This is a genomic window from Comamonas squillarum (assembly GCF_025309455.1).
GTDB classification, from domain to species: Bacteria; Pseudomonadota; Gammaproteobacteria; order Burkholderiales; family Burkholderiaceae_C; genus Comamonas; species Comamonas squillarum.
Genome location: NZ_CP104377.1, coordinates 2,646,105 through 2,664,358, shown reverse-complemented (window position 1 = coordinate 2,664,358; position 18,254 = coordinate 2,646,105). Strand labels below are relative to the sequence as shown.

Here is an 18,254-nt window from a genome sequence, read left to right as displayed (position 1 = left end):
AAAGGGCCACCAGCAATCCATTGTTCATTAAAGAGTGAATTATTCGTAACCCATTTTTCTCATGTTGACGCGAGAGCGAGAGGAGCAGGCAATGACCATCGAAATGTATGAAGGCAACACATTCAACCAAGGCACCCAGATCAAGGTGATCGGCGTCGGGGGCGGTGGTGGCAATGCGGTCGAGCACATGATCGCCAACAGCGTGCAAGGTGTCGAATTCATTTCGGCCAACACCGATGCGCAAGCGCTGGAGCGTTGCCATGCCCACCGCGTGATCCAGCTGGGAGAGACCGGCCTGGGCGCGGGCAGCAAGCCTGAGAACGGCCGCGAGGCTGCCGAATCCGCGATCGAAGACATCCGCGCTGCGATCGTGGGCTCGCACATGCTGTTCATCACCGCCGGTATGGGCGGTGGTACCGGCACCGGTGCTGCCCCCGTGATCGCTCGCGTCGCCAAGGAAATGGGCATCCTGACCGTGGGCGTAGTGACCAAGCCTTTTGAGTGGGAAGGCAAGCGCCGCATGTCCAACGCTGATGGCGGCCTGAGCGAGCTCGAAGCGAATGTCGACTCGCTGATCGTGGTGCTCAACGAGAAGCTGCTCGACGTGCTGGGCGACGACATCACCCAGGACCAGGCCTTTGCCCATGCCAACGATGTGCTGAAGAACGCCGTGGGCGGCATCTCCGAGATCATCAACGACCACGGCTACATCAACGTCGACTTTGCTGACGTGAAGACCGTGATGAGCGAGCCGGGCAAGGCGATGATGGGTACGGCCACGGCCAGCGGCCCGGACCGTGCACGCATCGCTGCGGAACAAGCGGTTGCTTGCCCGCTGCTGGAAGGCATCGACCTGTCGGGCGCCAAGGGCATTCTGGTGCTGGTGACCGCGACCAAGGGCAGCCTGAAGCTGGCCGAATCGCGCCAGGCCATGAGCACCATCAATGCCTACGCCTCGCCAGAGTCGCATGTCATCTTTGGCGCGGCCTATGACGAGACGCTGGGCGACGAGATCCGCGTGACCGTGCTGGCCACGGGCCTGTCCCGTCCCGTGGCCAAGCGCCAGCCCATCTCGGTCATCCAGGGCAGCGCAGGTCTGCGTACCGGTACCGACGACATCGCCTACACGCCCCAGTCGGTCAACAGCCCCGTCTCGGGTCTGGGTGTGCAAAACGCGGTGCCCATGGGCAATGCCTTTGCTAACGACTTTGCCGACAAGAAGACCCCCTCGGTCTGGCGCACCGGCCGCAACGCGGCTTCGGCCCGCGTCGATGCGATGTCGTCGAGCGGCATGGAAGACCTGGAGATCCCCGCCTTCCTGCGCAAGCAGGCAGACTGATTGCCTTGCGGGGCTTTCGTTGAAGCCAGTCCAGCCTTTGGGGTGGACTGGGCTTTGAATACAACGCGCTGAAACCTTTCGGGGACTCAGCGCGTTGTTATTAGAGGGCTGCGTCGTTGTTCGCTGTCCGCTCCGCCTGCCAACGCAGTAGTTGGGCAGCGGCTTTGTGCACAGATTGGCCGGCAAGGCAAGTGTTTGTCCTACAAGGCTTGCACTATCTGGGTGATTGGCATTTTTGCGCGTCCCAAGCGGGCGTACGGCGTAAAATCAACGAGTTATGCTCCAGCAACGAACCATCAAGTCTTTAACCCGTGCCGTGGGCGTGGGCCTGCACAGCGGCCAGCGGGTCGAGCTCACCTTGCGTCCTGCACAACCCAATACGGGCATTGTGTTTCGCCGGGTGGACCTGCCCGAGCCGGTCGATATCCCCGTCAACGCCGAAGCGGTGGTGGACACCCGCATGGCCTCGACCCTGGGCAAGGGCGATGTGCGCATCCATACGGTGGAGCATGTGATGTCGGCCTGCGCGGGCCTGGGCATCGACAACCTCTATATCGACGTGACAGCCGAGGAAATCCCGATTCTCGACGGCTCATCCGCGTCCTTTGTGTTTTTGCTGCAAAGCGCCGGTATCGAGCTGCAAAACGCACCCAAGCGCTTTTTGCGTCTGACCAAGCCGGTCGAAATCCGCCAGGGCGAAGGCGCTGCGCAAAAGTGGGCGCGTCTGGACCCCTACCACGGCTACAAGCTGCGTTTCGAGATCGACTTCTCGCACCCGGCTGTCGATTCCACCGGCCAGACCTATGAGTTCGACCTGGGCATCGGCAACTACAGCCGCGATATCGCCCGCGCCCGCACCTTTGGCTTTACCAAGGATGTCGAGATGCTGCGCTCCAACGGCCTGGCGCTGGGCGGCGGTCTGGACAATGCCATCGTCATGGACGACTACAAGGTGCTCAACAGCGACGGCTTGCGCTATGACGACGAGTTCGTCAAACACAAGATCCTCGATGCCATCGGTGACCTCTACATCGTGGGCTATCCCTTGCTGGCCGCCTACAGCGCGTTCCGCTCGGGCCATGGCCTCAACAACCTGCTGCTGCGCGAGCTGATGCAGCGCCAGGACGCCTGGGACATCGTCACCTTTGACCATGTGCGTGAAGCCCCGCAGGGCTTTGCACAGTCGGCCCTCGCCTGGTAAGGCCGCGCCCGGGATGCTGCTGTTTCGCTGGATCTTCATGCTGCTGGTGCTGATGGCGGCCCTCAGCTTTTGCTTTTACCTGGGCACCGGCCAGCGCCGCTACCGCCAGTGGTCCCTGCTGCTGATCAAATGGACCGTGGTCGCAGGCCTGGCGTTCTTTGCGGTGCTCTTTGTGGGCCGCATGGTCTAAAACCGGTCTTTGGCATTCTGCGCGGCAGGTAAAGTGCGGTAAACCCCGGCCTGCGCCCGGCCGGTCCGTTACCGGTCCCGCCCACTGTCCATGCGGCTTTGCCGCCTCTTCCCCCACTTTACAAATGACACATCCCAGCCCGGTGATCCCGCTGCGGGTAAACGGTGGCGCGCCGACAGGCGTTAAATCTGCATGGGGGCATGCTTGCCGCTCGCACCAGCAGCCGCTGGTTCATCAGAAAGGATTCCGTCATGAACAAGCACCGAAGCCGTTTTAGCCGCCTGGCCAGCATGGGCAGCCTGGCCCTGGCATTGGCCGGCGCCCTGGCTTTTAGCGCGCCTGCACAGGCCCAGCCCGATGGACGCCATGGTGACCGCCATTACCAGCGCGATGACCGGCGCGACCATGCCGACCACCGCCGCTGGGAGCGCGAACGCGAGCGGGACCGCCGCTACCGCGAGCAGCAGCGCCGTGAGTACCGCCATGACCACCGTCCACCTCCCCGTGTCGTGGTTGTGCCGGACCGGGGCCGTGGCATCGGCCCGCGCAATGACTGGTACCGGGGCGGCTATGTGCCAGCACCGTACCGTGGCTACAGCTATGTGGTCGGCGATTGGCGCGGCCACCGGCTCAGCGCGCCACCCCGGGGCTACCAATGGATCCAGTATGGCGGTGACTACCTGCTGATCGCCATTGGCACAGGCCTGATCGCCAATATTGTCATCAATGGTTATTGAGCCGCCGCGAAGTCGCGATAATTGAGGGTTTGCATGGCGCCCACAACGAACCTTTGTGTGGCGCCTCGCTCCAAAGCTTACTTTGGTGGTTGCACCTTGTGCCGAGCGCTGCTTCACGGAGCGCACGGATCCACGCATAAGGAGCCTGTAGCCGGCCAGACCTGTGCACGCTAGCGATGCACAGGTTTTTTTTTGCCTGCGTGCTGCAGGCGGGGTGGCTCACCAGGCCGCAGAGGCACCGGTTGGTTCTTGCCTAGTAGCTGCGCCCGGCCTTGTACATCGCGTGCTGGCGGCGTTGCAAGGGGCTGGCCTCGGCCATGCGCGCCATCGCCAGGCCCGCATGGGCGTGGGTGATCGCCAGGCCCAGCGCGTCCGCAGCATCGGTACCGGGCAGGCCGGGCAGCTGCAGCAGGCGGCGCACCATCTCCTGGATCTGGTTCTTGGCAGCGCGCCCATGGCCGACCACGGCTTTTTTCATCTGCAGTGCGGTGTACTCGGCAACTGGCAGGTTCTGCGACACCAGCGCCGTCAGCGCGCAGCCCCGGGCCTGGCCCAGCAGCAAGGTGGACTGGGGGTTGACGTTGACGAACACGATTTCCACCGAGGCCATGTCGGGCTGGTAGCGCTGGCCGACTTCGCAGATACCGTCAAAGATCATCTTCAGGCGGCCGGGCAGGTCACCCAGGTTCAGCGTGGTGGTGCGGATGGTGCCGCTGGCCACATAGGACAGACGCTGGCCATCGACGTCGATGACGCCAAAGCCGGTGGTCTGCAGGCCAGGGTCGATGCCAAGGATTCTCATGCGGTTTAAAACGGGTGGCGGAGGGGTTGCCGGTCAGGGGAGCTCAGCATAGCGCATGCGTGCCGCGATGGTGGTTGTGCGGCGGTTGAGGTAGGCAGAGTTGGGGTTCTTGTCGGCGCCCTTGGGGTTGGGCAGCATGACGGCCAGGCGCGCCGCTTCATAGGCGCTCAGCTGGGCGGCCGGTTTGCCAAAGTAGCGCTGGGCGGCGGCCTCGGCGCCAAACACGCCATCGCCCCATTCGGCATGGTTCAGGTACAGCTCCAGAATGCGCTGCTTGCTCAGCAGGAACTCCAGGGTGTAGGTCAGCAGCAGCTCCTGGCCTTTGCGCAGCAGGCTGCGCTCCGACGACAGCAACAGGTTCTTGGCCAGCTGCTGGGTGATGGTGGAGCCGCCCATGATCTTGGCGGGCGGGCCGGCTTGCACTGCGCTGGGGTCAAAGGCCTCGCCACGCCGCTCGGCCTGGGCCTGGGCGCGTGCCAGGGCCTTTTCCCGGCGCTGCTCGGCGCGCTCTATGGCCTTGGCATTGCGCGCGCGGGCCTTTTCAATTGCATCCCAGAGCACGCCATCGTGGTTGACAAAGTCGTCGTCCTCGGAGGCGATCACCGCGCGCTGCAGGTTGACCGATATCTGCGACAAGGGCTGCCATTGCTGGCGCCAGTGCAAGCGCCCGTCCTGGCGCAGCTGGCGCCAGGCTTCGCTGCGCTCAAAGGCGGTCGACGCCGGGTCCACACTGGCCATCATCGCGATGCGGGCGACAAAGAACAGCTGCAGCGCGATGCCCAGCAGCAGTGCCCAGCCGATCCAGCGCGCAATCGCTTTCATCGGCGGGTCCTGCGGGCTAAGGCGGGGAGAGGGCTGGAGACCATCAGCGCTTGCGCTCAGTGGGCGGCCAGTTCGCTGCGCAGCTGCGCCAGCACCGGCTGGGAGGGGGGGCGCACGCCGCGCCACAGCGCAAAGGCCTCGGCCGCTTGCTCGACCAGCATGCCCAGGCCATCGCGGCCCTGGGCGCCGTGCTGCGCGGCCCACTGCAAAAAGGGCTGGGCAGCGGGGCCGTACATCATGTCGTAGGCCAGTGCGCCAGCGCGCAGCAGCGCGCCGGGCACCGGGATGGCCGCGCCTTGGAGGCTGCTGGCGGTGGCGTTGATGACGACATCGAAGAGGCCATCGAGTGCGCCCGCCTCGACTGCTTGCAACTGGGTGGCCGAGCCCTGGACCAGGTCGGCATGCTGGTCCACCAAATCCTGCGCCTTGGCGTGGGTGCGGTTGCAGACCACGAGCAGCGCCGGTGCCTGGGCCATGAGCGGCGCCAGCGCGCCGGCAGCAGCGCCGCCGGCGCCCAGCAGCAGCACGCGCTGGCCGGCCAGTGCAACGCCAGCATTGCGCACGATATCGGCCACCAGGCCCAGGCCATCGGTGTTGTCGGCGTGAATGCCGCCATCGGCGCCTACCACCAAGGTGTTGGCCGCACCCGCACGCAGCACGCGCTCGCTGCGGCTGTCGGCCAGGCGCGCGGCTTCCAGCTTGAAGGGCACGGTCACATTCATGCCCCGGGTACCGGCCTGCACCAGGTGGCGCAGGGCCGCGTCAAAACCATCCAGTGCCACCAGCTCAGCCTCATAGACCAGCGCCTGGTCGGTCAGCTGCGCAAACAGCGTGTGGATGCGGGGTGAGCGGCTGTGGGCAATCGGGTTGCCCATCACGCAATAGCGGTCTGGAAGGGACATGGTCGTAAGGGCCTGGGCCGTGGCGGCTGCGCGCTGAAGGCGTTGACCGCGCATGGCAGAAAAAAGGGCATCCCCTGGGCACCCGGTGGCGGCGCAACGGGGGCCCGCCAGCATGGCGCTCAAGCGCCTGCCACTTTACTGCAAATTGGCCGTTTCCAATGTCTGCTCGCGGGTGAAGCGGAATTTGGAGACGACGGCAATCTGGTCGGCCTTGGCGCGCAGCGCGGGGCCAAAGTGGCCAAAGGGGCCACTGCTGACGGCGATGGCCTCGGCCCGGCGGTCGAGCTGCTGGTTGCCCGAGCTTTTGTAGACCTCGGTGCCCAGCACCCGGCCGTCGTGGTTGACGGTCATGATCATCACCAGCTCGCCATAGAGCTTGCGGCCACCGGCTTCGGGGAAGTTGCTGGTGCCCCGGTCCTCGACCTTGCGGCGCAGCTGGTCGTAGTAGATGGCGAACACCTCTTCGCGTGTGGCGGGGCTGATGTAGCGCTTCTTGGGGCGGGCGTTTTCTTCGTGGATGCGCTTTTCGATCTCGGCGAGCATCTTGAGCAGCTGCTGGTGCTTTTCTTCCTGCTCGACCTCTGCCTGCGAGGCGCTGGCCTTGCGCGTATCGGGCGGCTGGTACTGGGCCAGCTGGTTGCGCAGGTCGGCCAGCAGTTGCATCTGCTGGGCCTGCATGGCATCGAGCTGGCGCTGGCGCTCTTCAAAGTCATCCCCCATGTTGGTGATGGCCGAGTAGGGCATGGGGCTTGTGGCGCGCTCCTGGCTGTTGGCCGATTCACCACCACCGGCCAGGTTGGCCTGGGCGACGGCCTGGGCCTTGTCAGGCGGGGCGTCGTTGGACTTGGCGTTGACCAGAATCACTTCGAGCGGGGTGTCCTCGAACACCCGGTCAAAGGCCTGGGGGTCGACAAAGCGGATGCTCAAGATGGCAGCGTGCACCAGCACAGACACAGCCAGCGCCAGTTGGAGCGTGGACAGCGATCGAAGAAATTGGAAAAACTTCACGGTTCCGGGTTAATCGGTTTTTGTGGTCGCCGCGTCCTCACCGTCGCCCATGTCCACCGCGATTGCGATGGGCCCAGCCACAGCCTCCTCCTCATCTTCTGGCGACTCTGTCTCGGCCTGGTTGGCCTGTTCGTCGTCCAGTCTCTCCAGCACGGTTCCGGTCACATCCAGCGTGATCTCGTCGATCTCGCCGAGCTTGACCCGGACCTGGGCACCACGCGGCAAACTCTGCGCGCCCAGCACCGGAAACACCAATGGTAGTTCATCTGCACGCACGAGCATGCTGCCTGCCGGGCCTTCCTTCATAACTGTTGCAGTGAGGTCACTGATGCTGTTCTGCGCCAGGTACTTCAAGGTCCAGTAGCGCTCCATGCCGGCCTGGTAGCCGTTGTAGGCGCTGTAGGCGGCATCAAAGCCGCTGATGATGGAGAACAGCTCCGCATCCTTGGGCTTGAACGGGGCTACCAGGGCGGCGGTGGCGCCATGGCGCGCGCAGGCGATGATCTGCCACTGGTTGACCAGGTCGGTGTAGCGGCGCAGCGGCGACGTGGCCCAGACATAGCTTTTGACGCCGATGCCGGCATGCGGCAAGGCCTTGGTGGACATGCGCACCTTGATGCCTGGGGCCAGGCTGGCCTGGCTGCGGTAGATGCCGGGCACGCCATAGTCCGCCAGCAGCTGGCCCCAGCTGCTGTTGGCGACGATGGCCGCCTCGGCCACGATCAGATCGAGCGGGGCGCCGCGCTTGCGCACGGAGATCTGCACGGTCTCGCTGCCGTTGGGCACCTGGTCGCCATTGCCTTGCAGGCGGAAGTTGTAGTCCGGGCGGTTGAAGTTCTCGGGCTTGCCGCGCACCACTTCGCGGCCGGCCTTGAGGTGGCGCGAGAGGCGGTAGAGAAAGCTCAGCTCGTCGCGCTTGTCCAGCAGCGGCTGGGGCGTGTCCTCGACCTGCAGCGCCGGGTCGGTCAGCCAGGCTTCGGTGGCGATGTGGTCGAGCTTGTCGTAGCGGAAGTTGCTAACCACCGGCACGCGCTCCAGGCGGGTTTCCTTGTTCAGCACTTCCAGCGTGGCTTCGTCGTAGGTGACGTAGAGCGAGACGGCCGGGTTGGCGCGGCCCTCATCCAGGGTGTAGATCTGCACCACTTCGTCGGGCAGCATCGTGACCTTGTAGCCCGGCATGTAGACGGTGGAGTAGCGGCTGCGGCCCAGATGGTCGAGCGCCGAGCCCGGCTCAATCGCGAGACCTGGCGCGGCAATGTGCACGCCAACAATCACCTGGCCGGTGCCCAGGCCCTGTACCGACAGCGCATCGTCGATTTCGGTCGTGGCCGAGTCGTCGATGGAGTAGGCCTCCACCGTGGCCAGCGGCAGATCGGCTGGCGGCAGTGGCGCCGTGACGGCCGGAAAGCCCGTGCCCTTGGGGAAGTTGTCGAACAAAAAGCGCTGCCAGTGGAACTGGTAGGACGAGTCGATAGCGCCGGCCTGTTGCAGCAGCGCCAGCGGCGCGAGCTGCGCCTTGCGGCTGGCTTCGACCACGGCCTTGTACTCGGGCGCGTTCTTGTCCGGGCGAAACAAGATCTTGTAGAGCTGCTGCTGCACAGGCGCGGGGCACTCCCCGTTGACGAGCTCGGCTGCCCAGCCGTCGATCTGCGCCTGGATCTGGGCTTTTTTCTCGATGGCGGCCAGCGCTTGCTGCACGATCTCGGCCGGTGCCTTCTTGAAGCGGCCCTTGCCGGCGCGGCGGAAGTAGTGCGGGGCTTCGAACAAGGTGAAGAGCGCTGCCACCTGTTCGGCGATCGAGGCGTTCTCCGAGAAGTAGTCGCGCGCCAGGTCGGCAAAGCCAAACTCCTGCTCGGGCGCAAACTCCCAGGCCAGCTGGGGGTCGATGTCCGCCGACAGGGTTTGCGCCTGCGCGATCAGCTCGGCAGGCGTGGGCTTGTCAAATTTAAGAAGCAGGTTCGCTGCTTTGACCTTGACCCGTTTGCCGGAGTCCAATTCAATTTGGGCGGAGCTCTCAGCTTCGGAGAGGATACGGCCGGCCAGAAATTTGCCAGCGTCGTCAAACAGTGCATACATAGCCGCGCATTTTCCCATGCTGGGTGGTGCCGGGGCGCGGCCACAGGGTTTTTTGCGTGGGGGTTCTGGCTGGCCCATGGCGGGCGGGCCAGCCGGCGCTGGTTTTTACCAGCCCAGAAACTTGTCGATCTGCGGCAGATAGCTCTCGAAGTTGGACAGCGCATGGTCGCTGCCCTCGTCCAGCAGCAGCTGGGCGGCGGGGTAGCGCGCGACCATGTCCTGCCAGTGCAGCACCTCGTCGCCCATGGCGGCAATCAGCAGCTGTGCGGCGGCAGGGGGCTGGCCGTTGACGTTCAGCGCCTGCAGCTCGTCCAGGTATTCCGGGCGGAAGTAAAAGGATTCTTCCGGGTTGTGCCAGGCCGTTTGCTCGCCCAGGTGCTGCGCCAAGGTGACCCAGGGCGTTGTCGAGGGGTTGATCATCACGCTCTTGCAGCGCAGCTGCTGGGCCACCCAGCTGGCATAAAAGCCGCCCAGCGAGGAGCCGACAACCGCCAGGCTCTCGGGTGGCAGGCCGGCCCAGCTGCGGGTGGTTTGCAGCAGCAGATCGGCCGCTTGCCGGGGCGAGGCGGGCAACTGGGGGGCTGACCACACCACGTGCGGGTGGTTGTCTTCGATATGGCGCTGCAGGCGCTGGGCCTTGGCCGATTGGGGGGAGGAGCGAAAGCCGTGCAGGTAGAGCAAGTGGGTGGTCGTCATGCACAAATGATAGCGCCGAGGCCACCACTGCTAAGGCGTTGACAACCTTAGTTGTTTTGTTGAATTGATTTGGTTCGGGTGACACAGGTAAAACCGGTCTTTACCGCTAGCGCTGGCGGCCATTCTGTGCCAAGCAGAGATAATGGCGGCCATGTCCGAAGTTCTTGATAAACCGAATCTGTTCCAGCGTCTCATGCCGATGCTGCGCGGTTATGACTGGCCGCTGATCTTCATCATCGGCGCCCTGGCAGCCATCGGACTGACGGCGATGTATTCCGCCGGTTTCGACCATGGCACCCGCTTTTCCGACCATGGCCGCAATATGCTGCTGGCGCTGGGCATCTTGCTGGTGGTGTCGCAGATCCCGCCGCACCGGCTGGCCAGCTTTGCGCTGCCGCTGTATGGCTTGGGTGTTGCGTTGTTGATCGCCGTGGCGCTGTTTGGCATCACGAAGAAGGGTGCGCAGCGCTGGGTGAATCTGGGCATAGTCATCCAGCCCAGTGAGCTGCTGAAGATTGCGATGCCGCTGATGCTGGCCTGGTGGTTCCAGCGCCGCGAAGGCGCCTTGCGCCCGGCCGATTTTGTCGTCGCGTTTGCGATTCTCGTCATCCCGGTCGGCCTCATCATGAAGCAGCCCGACCTGGGAACATCGCTGCTGGTGATGGCTGCGGGCCTGGCGGTAATCTATTTTGCCGGCCTGTCCTGGAAACTGATCATCCCGCCGGTGCTGATTGGCGTCATCGGCCTGCTGCTGATTGCCATCTATGGCCACCACCTTTGCGAAGACGGCATGGATCTGGTGGTGTTGCATGAGTACCAGCGCCAACGCGTCTGCACCTTGCTCGACCCGACCCGGGACCCGCTGGGCAAAGGCTTTCACATCATCCAGGGAATGATTGCCATCGGTTCGGGCGGCTTCATGGGCAAGGGCTTCATGGCCGGCACGCAGACCCATCTGGAGTTCATCCCCGAGCGCACAACGGACTTTATCTTTGCCGCGTTTTCCGAAGAGTTCGGCCTGGCCGGCAACCTGCTGCTGATCTTTTTCTTCCTGCTGCTGGTCTGGCGCGGCCTGGCCATTGCGATGCGCGCGCCCACCTTGTTTGGCCGCCTGATGGCCGGAGCGGTGGCGATGATCTTTTTCACCTACGCCTTCGTCAACATGGGCATGGTCAGCGGCATCCTGCCGGTGGTGGGTGTGCCCCTGCCCTTTGTCAGCTATGGGGGCACGGCCATGGTCACCCTGGGGCTGGCGCTGGGGATCTTGATGTCGGTCGCCCGATCGCAGCGCCAGCTGGCGCGGGAGCAGGCGCCGCGCCTATGAGCCCCGTTGCGGCGGGCTTTAATGGGCTCTGCCATTGAAAACACCCCCGCCAGCCGCAGATACGGGATAGGTGGCTGCTGGCTTGCTGGCCGCCGCAAATCAACGCATGGGCCCACGGCCATTGCGCAAGCCCTAAAATCGCCTCTATGAATGCACCTTTTGACCTTGCTGTGGCCAAGCCGCTGGCGGCTTCTACCGAACAACGACTGGATATAGCGCGCAGCCTGCTGCTGACGCCTTTTGGTCTGGATGACAGCCATCTGGCGCGCGCGCTGGCGGATATCCGCGCCCACAAGGTGGACGATGCAGACCTGTACTTCCAGTACACCCGGGCCGAAGGCTGGAGCCTGGAAGAGGGCATCGTCAAGACGGGCTCCTTCTCGATCGACCAGGGCGTGGGCGTGCGCGCGGTGTCCGGCGAGAAGACGGCTTTTGCCTATTCGGACGACATCTCGCTGGCATCGCTGCTGGATGCCGCCCATACGGTGCGCAGCATTGGCGCGCAAAGCCAGTCGCGCCAGGTCAAGGTGCCTGCCAAGAAGATTGCGCTGAGCCGCTCGCTCTACCCCGATCTGGACCCGATCTCCACGCTCGACAGCACCGCCAAGGTCGCCTTGCTGGAGAAGGTCGAAAAGCTGGCCCGCGCCAAGGACCCGCGCGTCAAGCAGGTGATGGCAGGTCTCGCCGCTGAACACGATGTGGTGCTGGTCGCCCGTGCCGATGGCACCTTGGCTGCAGACGTGCGTCCGCTGGTGCGCCTGTCGGTCACGGTGATTGCCGAGAGCAAGAGCCGCCGCGAAGTGGGTTCGGCCGGCGGCGGTGGCCGCTTCGGTCTGGCCTATTTTGACGATGCACTGGTGCAGCAGTATGTGGACGAGGCCGTTAAGGCGGCCCTGGTCAACCTGGAATCTCGCCCCGCGCCTGCTGGGGTGATGACCGTGGTTCTGGGCCCGGGCTGGCCCGGTGTGCTGCTGCATGAGGCGGTGGGCCACGGCCTGGAAGGCGACTTCAACCGCAAGGGCTCGAGCGCGTTCAGCGGCATGATAGGCCAGCGCGTGGCGGCCAAGGGCGTGACGGTGCTGGACGACGGCACCATTGCCGACCGCCGCGGCTCGCTCAATGTGGACGACGAGGGCCAGCCGACCCAGCGCAATGTGCTGATCGAAGACGGCATTTTGAAGGGCTATATCCAGGATGCGATGAATGCGCGGCTGATGAAGGTCAAGCCCACCGGCAATGGCCGGCGCGAGAGCTATGCCCACATCCCCATGCCACGCATGACCAACACCTACATGCTGGGGGGTGACAAGGATCCGCAGGAGATCATTGCCTCGATCAAGAAGGGCTTGTACGCGACCAACTTTGGTGGCGGCCAGGTCGATATCACCAGCGGCAAGTTCGTGTTCTCGGCCAGCGAGGCCTACTGGGTGGAAAACGGCAAGATCCAGTACCCCGTCAAGGGCGCCACCATCGTGGGCAGCGGCCCTGAGTGCCTCAAGCACGTCAGCATGATCGGCAACGACATGCGCCTGGACAGCGGCGTGGGCACCTGTGGCAAGGAAGGCCAGAGCGTGCCAGTGGGCGTGGGCCAGCCGACCATGCGGATTGATGGTTTGACGGTCGGCGGTACCGCCTGAGCATCCCAAATAGCCGCTGCTTAGGCGGCGGCTAACGCCAGAATCAACCAAACGCCTGCGCGGTTTCTGCCGCGCAGGCGTTCGTTTTTTGACATCTTTCTGCAGTGTGCCTTTCTCTGTTGCGCAATAAAAATGCGTATAGAAACAAATTGACAAGGTAATGGTGTGATTTCAACTTTGAAATCTTATTTTTTGCAATTTTTGTGCGTTTTATACAGAATGATGAATTCCGCCGCCCGCAGATGTGGTACATTGAAAAACATGCAAGCACGTAGCGCTTTTACCTTTTACTTTTGGTTCTCTGTCCAAGGCGGACGAGAGGTCTAAAAGCGCGCGAGCACCTAAACCTCCAGACAACCGCCGAAGCTGAAAAGCCCGGCGGTTTTTTGTTGCATAAACCACCCACACATTCAGGATCCTCAGATGACTCAGCAAGCCCAACCCACAAGCGATGCTTGGTATCGCGGTGTCGAGAAAACAAGCCAAACCGACGACCAACGTATCAAGGACATTACTGTGCTGCCGCCACCCGAGCATCTGATTCGCTTTTTCCCCATCAACGGCACGCCCGTTGAAGCGCTGATCAGCAACACCCGCCAAAACATCCACAACATCATGTCCGGCACGGATGACCGCCTGCTGGTCATCATCGGCCCCTGCTCGATCCATGATCCGCAAGCCGCGCTGGAATATGCCCGCCGCCTCAAGGCTGTGCGCAAGCAGTACGAAGGCTCCTTGGAGATCGTCATGCGCGTCTACTTCGAAAAACCGCGCACCACGGTGGGCTGGAAGGGCCTGATCAACGACCCCTACCTCGATGAGAGCTACCGCATCGACGAAGGCCTGCGCATTGCCCGCCAGCTGCTGATCGAGATCAACCGCCAGGGTGTGCCCGCTGGCAGCGAGTTCCTGGACATGATCTCGCCCCAGTACATTGGCGACCTGATCAGCTGGGGCGCGATTGGCGCGCGCACGACGGAGAGCCAGGTGCACCGCGAACTGGCCTCGGGCATCTCGGCGCCGGTGGGCTTCAAGAACGGCACCGATGGCAATATCCGCATCGCCACTGACGCGATCCAGTCGGCCAGCCGCCCGCACCATTTCCTGTCGGTGCACAAGAACGGCCAGGTCGCCATCGTGCACACCAAGGGCAATACCAACTGCCACGTGATTCTGCGCGGCGGCAAGACCCCCAACTACGACGCCGCCCATGTGGCCGCTGCCTGCAAGGACCTGGAGGCCGCGCACCTGCCCGCCACCTTGATGGTGGACTGCAGCCATGCCAACAGCAGCAAGCAGCACGAGAAGCAAAAAGAGGTGGCGCGCGATATCGCCCAGCAGATCGAAGGCGGCTCGCGCAGTGTCTTCGGCGTGATGATCGAGAGCCACTTGCAAGCCGGTGCGCAAAAGTTCACCCCGGGCAAGAACGACCCGGACAGCCTGGAGTACGGCAAGAGCATCACCGATGCCTGCCTGGGCTGGGACGACTCGCTGGAGACGCTGGCCGAGCTGTCCGACGCGGTGCAGGCCCGCCGCGTGCGCGCAAATACCGAGGAGACCGCCGCTGCAACGGTGTAAGCTGGCGGCTTTGGGGCGGCCGCTGCCTGCCCCGTTTGCACCACCAATAAGGGATTGTCATGCGCAATGAAGTACGGGTTCTGCTCGAGGATGGCCAAGAGTTTGTCCATGGCTTTGACAGTGCGGAGGCCATGTCCAACGAGGACGGGCGCCGCTGGCTGGACCAGGAATTTCTGCGCATGGACTGCGAGCCGCTGCGCGCCAGCGGCAAGGTGCTGATTGTCGACAAGGTCGTCGTCGTTGCCAAGGCGGCCGGCGCCCCGCTGCTGGGCGATGCCCAATGGCTGGCGCAGTTTGCCCGTGCCAGCGTAGGCGCGGTGGGCCGGCCCACGGTGGTGGTGAACACCAAGGGCATGACGGCTTCGTTCTAAGCGCCTTTCTCACTGCCCGCCTGACCTCGAAGCGCGAACCGCTGGGTTCGCACACCACGCCAAAAACCCGCTCGCCAATGAGTGGGTTTTTCTATTGTGGAGAATATATCGTTAACCAGTGGCTATGAATGCAGGCTGAATAGGATGTTTCTCCAACCGTGGGTGCATCTGGCAGATATCTCGGGAGGGAGGGTGGATGCGAATCCTGTTGGTAGAGGATGAACAAGATCTGGCGCACTGGATGGCCCGAACGTTGGCGCAGCAGTCGGGCATCGTCGTGGACTGGGTGGGCGATGGGCAGATGGCAGATCTGCGCCTGCAGCAGGAAGACTTTGATGCGGTAGTGCTGGACCTGGGTCTGCCTGGCATCGATGGCCGCACCGTGCTGGAGCGCATGCGCGAGCGCGATGACCGCACACCCGTCCTGGTGCTGACCGCGCAGGACTCCCTGGCTGAGCGCGTCGGCACGCTCAAAAATGGTGCTGACGACTTTCTGGCCAAACCCTTCTTGCTCGATGAGTTGGAGGCGCGCCTGCAGGCCCTGGTTCGCCGCAGCCGCGGGCGCGAACACCCTCGGCTGTCCTGCGGGCCGCTGCAGTTTGATGTCGCTGCGCAGCGCTTTTCGATGGCGGGCGATGCCTTGCCGGTGACACCCCGAGAGCATGCGGTGTTGCTGGCGCTCATCCAGCGCAGCGGCGAGCCAGTGAACAAGCAAAGTATTTTGGACCGGGTCTTCCTGGGAGACCGGGATGTGAACCTTCAGGTCATTGAGGTACTGGTGTTTCGCCTGCGCAAGAAGCTCTTGGGCCGTGGCGTGCAGATTGTCACCTTGCGCGGTCTGGGCTACTGCCTGGAAGAAGCGCAGGACAGTGGCGTGACCAGCGCTGCATTGCAAGACCCATGATCTGGCGGAGCGCCGCTCTGAATGGCCGCGCTGTGTGGCGCCACTGCTGGCGTGATCGCGCCCGCTCTTTGAAGGCTGCGCTGCTGGTGTGGCTGGTGCCGGGTTTGCTGCTGGGCATGGGCAGCAGCTTGCTGTGGTCCACCTACAGCCTGCGTTCCCAGGTAGACGAGGCCTATGACCGGGCACTGGCGGGTGCGTTGCGCGCCATCCACTACAACATCGCCACGGCCAGCGGCGGCTTGAGTGTGGAGCAGCCGTATCTGCTGCTGGAATTCTTCGAGTTGACGGTCAACGGCCGGGTCTACTTCCGGGTCGCGACCGAGGACGGACTGGTTGAAATCGGAAACCCGGGGCTTCCTTTGCCCGAGGGCGAGTTCGAACTCGGCGTGCCGCAGTTCTATGACGCGGTGTACCTGAACGAGCCCATCCGAGTGGCCGCTTGGGCGCGGCTGGCGGACCCGCCCGTTGCGGGCAATCCGCACAGCCGCATCGTGGTGCAGGTGGCAGAGAATCTTCAGGAGCGTGCGCTGGTGCAGCGGCACATGGTCACGCGCGCCATCTTGCGCGATGTGCTGCTGGTCGGTATCAGCGTGGTGTTGCTGGTGGCGGGCGTGGTGCGTGCGCTCAGGCCATTGAAGCGGCTGCGCCAGCACCTGGATGCGCGCGCCTGGGATGACCTCTCGCCCATCGATGCGGCTAGCCTGCCTGCAGAAGTGCAGCCACTGGTGCAGTCGTTGAACCACTTGGTGGAACGCTATGCCCACAGCGCCCAGGCCCAGCGGCAGTTTCTTGATGACGCCTCCCACCAACTGCGCACGCCGCTGGCCTTGCTGCGTACCCAGATAGGCTATGCATTGCGTGAGCGGGACCCGGCCCAGATGCGGGCTGCACTGCATGCGATGCAAGACGGTCTGGGGCGGGCCGAGCGCCTGACCCAGCAGATGCTGGCACTGGCCCGCGCCCGAGATGCCGGGGCCGCTGCCAGTATCCGATCGCAATTTGCCGAGATCGATCTGCGGGCGCTGGCGGAGCAGGTGGTCACCACTTTGTGGCCGCTGGCGCGCGCCAAGCAAATTGACCTGGGGCTGGATGTGGTGGGGTTGGGCGATGACTCCCGAGCGTGGCAGGTGCAGGCCCTGGGGTGGCTGCTGCGCGAGGCGATCAGCAACCTGGTGGACAACGCCATCCGCTATACGCCTGCCGGTGGCCAGGTCACCGTGCAGCTGCGGGCCAGCGTGTCGTCCATCGCGCTGGTGGTGATCGACAGCGGCGGGGGCATGAGCGAGCACGACATGGCACAGGCGGGCAGCCGGTTTCGGCGTGGTGCTGCGGGCAAGCGCCAGCAGGGCGCGGGCCTGGGCCTGGCCATTGTGCAGACCATTGCCCAGATGCATGGTGCCGAGTTCAAGCTGGCCAATGGCCGTGATGCGCAGGGGCAACTGGGTTTGCACGGCAGCTTCCGCATGCCGCATACCACCGCTGACCTGGGAATAACCCCGAATTGAAAGGCTATTGAAAGCCGCAAACGTTTAGTCTTTGCCTACCTTGGTGGCAATCCTTCGCCCGACCAGGTTCCACGCTTGGCCAGCGCTGCCAGCCAGGTTCTGGCCAGCCGCCCCTTGGCCAAAGCGCCCATGCCCAAAAAGGAGACAAAGCCTATGTTTGCAAGCCGTTTATCAGGCCAGGCCTCAGGCCTTTTCATCAGCACGGTCATCGCAGCGAGCACCTGGGTGCCAGCGATGGCGCAGGCAGAGCCCCGCCGCCCGGAGTGCATTGCCCCGGCCCAGCCTGGCGGCGGGTTTGACCTGACCTGCCGCCTGGCCCAGACGGGCATGCGCGAGTCCAAGGCGCTCGAGAAACCCATGCGCATCGTCTACATGCCTGGCGGCATTGGTGCGGTGGCCTACAACAGCATCATCACCCAGCGCCCGGCAGATGGCAGCGCCATTGCTGCCTTCTCCAGTGGCTCGCTGCTCAATCTGGCCCAGGGTAAGTTTGGTAAGTACAGCGCCGATGATGTGCGCTGGCTGGCCACCGTCGGTGCGGATTACGGTGTGGCCGTGGTGCGGGCGGATTCGCCCTACCAGGATCTCAAGGGCCTGATGGCGGCTTTTAAGGAAGATCCGAGCCAGGTGGTGCTGGGCGCGGGCGGCTCCATTGGCAGCCAGGACTGGATGAAGGCAGCGCTGACCGCGCGCGCCGCCGGCGTGGACTACAAGAAAATGCGCTTCGTTGCCTTTGAGGGCGGTGGCGAGGCCGTCACGGCGCTGCGCGGCGGCCATGTCCAGGCCTTCATGGGGGATGCGGCCGAGGCGGTCACCATGCTCGAAGGCGGTGCGCCCATCCGCGTGCTGGCGGTCTTCCACTCCGAACGCTTGCCGGGCAAGCTGGCCGACGTGCCGACCGCTGCCGAGCAGGGCTTCAATATCGAATGGCCGATCATCCGGGGTTTCTACGTGGGGCCCAAGGTATCGGATGCCGACTACCGCTGGTGGCAGCAGGCGTTTGACAAAGCCATGGCCACGCCGGAGTTCCGCAAGGCCCAGGCGCAACTGGGTCTCATGCCCTTCAACAAGACGGGGCCCGAGCTCGACCACTACATCAAGGCCCGTACCCGGCACTACACCGAGCTGGCCACGTCCTTTGACCTGGTCAAGTAGGGCCTGG

The 18,254-nt window shown here is 63.9% G+C and carries 17 protein-coding genes; 11 read left to right on the top strand and 6 right to left on the bottom strand.

Translation table 11 applies throughout. The annotated features are described in order from the left end of the window. The first annotated feature begins 91 nt into the window (after window positions 1-91). From ftsZ to N4T19_RS12335, 4 genes are all read left to right on the top strand, one after another. A complete protein-coding gene (gene ftsZ / locus N4T19_RS12350; RefSeq protein WP_021026171.1) occupies window positions 92-1,339 on the top strand; it encodes a cell division protein FtsZ in 1,248 nt (415 codons plus the stop codon). A gap of 277 nt (window positions 1,340-1,616) precedes the next feature. Beyond that, window positions 1,617-2,540, top strand: a complete 924-nt coding sequence (lpxC, locus tag N4T19_RS12345; RefSeq protein ID WP_021026172.1) for a UDP-3-O-acyl-N-acetylglucosamine deacetylase — start codon at window positions 1,617-1,619, stop codon at window positions 2,538-2,540. A gap of 13 nt (window positions 2,541-2,553) precedes the next feature. Continuing rightward, window positions 2,554-2,730, top strand: a complete 177-nt coding sequence (locus N4T19_RS12340; RefSeq protein ID WP_165841206.1) for a hypothetical protein — start codon at window positions 2,554-2,556, stop codon at window positions 2,728-2,730. A 251-nt stretch (window positions 2,731-2,981) separates the two neighbouring features. Continuing rightward, complete coding sequence (locus N4T19_RS12335; RefSeq protein WP_243419360.1) at window positions 2,982-3,467, top strand: RcnB family protein; 486 nt, start codon at window positions 2,982-2,984, stop codon at window positions 3,465-3,467. 253 nt (window positions 3,468-3,720) lie between these two features. Here the strand turns inward: N4T19_RS12335 and ruvC are convergent, their stop codons facing one another. From ruvC to N4T19_RS12305, 6 genes are all read right to left on the bottom strand, one after another. Beyond that, window positions 3,721-4,269, bottom strand: coding sequence for a crossover junction endodeoxyribonuclease RuvC (gene ruvC / locus N4T19_RS12330; RefSeq protein ID WP_116926489.1), 549 nt, complete (start codon window positions 4,267-4,269; stop codon window positions 3,721-3,723). Window positions 4,270-4,302: 33 nt separating this feature from the next. Next, entirely contained in the window at window positions 4,303-5,091 is a 789-nt protein-coding gene (locus N4T19_RS12325) for a transglycosylase domain-containing protein (RefSeq protein WP_116926488.1), read from the bottom strand. Between the two features lie 56 nt (window positions 5,092-5,147). Beyond that, the gene (aroE, locus tag N4T19_RS12320; protein ID WP_260718201.1) at window positions 5,148-5,993 is read right to left on the bottom strand and encodes a shikimate dehydrogenase; all 846 of its coding nucleotides are present in this window, start codon (window positions 5,991-5,993) and stop codon (window positions 5,148-5,150) included. Between the two features lie 135 nt (window positions 5,994-6,128). Beyond that, on the bottom strand, window positions 6,129-7,001 hold the full coding sequence (locus N4T19_RS12315; protein ID WP_116926486.1) for an energy transducer TonB: 873 nt from the start codon (window positions 6,999-7,001) through the stop codon (window positions 6,129-6,131). A 9-nt stretch (window positions 7,002-7,010) separates the two neighbouring features. After that, on the bottom strand, window positions 7,011-9,077 hold the full coding sequence (locus N4T19_RS12310; protein WP_116926485.1) for a ribonuclease catalytic domain-containing protein: 2,067 nt from the start codon (window positions 9,075-9,077) through the stop codon (window positions 7,011-7,013). A 105-nt stretch (window positions 9,078-9,182) separates the two neighbouring features. After that, window positions 9,183-9,773 (bottom strand): YqiA/YcfP family alpha/beta fold hydrolase, encoded by a 591-nt coding sequence (locus tag N4T19_RS12305; RefSeq protein WP_116926484.1) that lies wholly within the window; start codon window positions 9,771-9,773, stop codon window positions 9,183-9,185. 151 nt (window positions 9,774-9,924) lie between these two features. Between N4T19_RS12305 and rodA the strand changes: the two genes are divergently transcribed. From rodA to N4T19_RS12270, 7 genes are all read left to right on the top strand, one after another. Then, window positions 9,925-11,097 carry a rod shape-determining protein RodA gene (rodA, locus tag N4T19_RS12300; protein WP_116926555.1) on the top strand — a complete coding sequence of 391 codons (1,173 nt, stop codon included), beginning with the start codon at window positions 9,925-9,927 and terminating at the stop codon, window positions 11,095-11,097. A 146-nt stretch (window positions 11,098-11,243) separates the two neighbouring features. Then, window positions 11,244-12,734, top strand: a complete 1,491-nt coding sequence (gene tldD / locus N4T19_RS12295; protein WP_116926483.1) for a metalloprotease TldD — start codon at window positions 11,244-11,246, stop codon at window positions 12,732-12,734. Between the two features lie 423 nt (window positions 12,735-13,157). Next, window positions 13,158-14,312, top strand: a complete 1,155-nt coding sequence (locus tag N4T19_RS12290; protein ID WP_182343560.1) for a 3-deoxy-7-phosphoheptulonate synthase — start codon at window positions 13,158-13,160, stop codon at window positions 14,310-14,312. Window positions 14,313-14,371: 59 nt separating this feature from the next. Next, a complete protein-coding gene (locus N4T19_RS12285; protein ID WP_260718200.1) occupies window positions 14,372-14,683 on the top strand; it encodes a hypothetical protein in 312 nt (103 codons plus the stop codon). Window positions 14,684-14,879: 196 nt separating this feature from the next. Beyond that, on the top strand, window positions 14,880-15,587 hold the full coding sequence (locus N4T19_RS12280) for a response regulator (protein WP_260718199.1): 708 nt from the start codon (window positions 14,880-14,882) through the stop codon (window positions 15,585-15,587). Between the two features lie 68 nt (window positions 15,588-15,655). Further along, entirely contained in the window at window positions 15,656-17,092 is a 1,437-nt protein-coding gene (locus N4T19_RS12275; RefSeq protein WP_260718198.1) for a sensor histidine kinase, read from the top strand. 234 nt (window positions 17,093-17,326) lie between these two features. Next, window positions 17,327-18,247, top strand: coding sequence for a Bug family tripartite tricarboxylate transporter substrate binding protein (locus N4T19_RS12270; RefSeq protein WP_232539708.1), 921 nt, complete (start codon window positions 17,327-17,329; stop codon window positions 18,245-18,247). The last annotated feature ends 7 nt before the right edge of the window (window positions 18,248-18,254 follow it).